We start from the raw sequence: 201 nt of genomic DNA, 5'->3' as shown, positions 1-201 counted from the left end.
AGTGGCGTCCCCTAGGGGACTCGAACCCCTGTTACCGCCGTGAAAGGGCGGTGTCCTAGGCCACTAGACGAAGGGGACCTGGAACTTCGTTTGAAACCCTGCCGAAGCAGCATTTCGAAAATCTGGAGCGGGAAACGAGACTCGAACTCGCGACCCCGACCTTGGCAAGGTCGTGCTCTACCAACTGAGCTATTCCCGCAT

Annotated in this window: 2 tRNA genes; both read right to left on the bottom strand. The window is 58.2% G+C overall.

Going from position 1 to position 201, the window contains the following annotated elements:
• Window positions 1–2 precede the first annotated feature (2 nt).
• Window positions 3–78, bottom strand: a tRNA-Glu gene (locus tag E4487_RS24350).
• 45 nt (window positions 79–123) lie between these two features.
• Window positions 124–199 (bottom strand) — tRNA-Gly (locus E4487_RS24345).
• Between the last annotated feature and the right edge of the window lie 2 nt (window positions 200–201).

The sequence above is a fragment of the Pseudomonas sp. BMW13 genome (genome assembly GCF_013357275.1).
GTDB classification, from domain to species: Bacteria; Pseudomonadota; Gammaproteobacteria; order Pseudomonadales; family Pseudomonadaceae; genus Aquipseudomonas; species Aquipseudomonas khazarica.
Note: the sequence above shows the minus strand (reverse complement) of the source record. Positions and strands in the feature narration are given on the sequence as shown.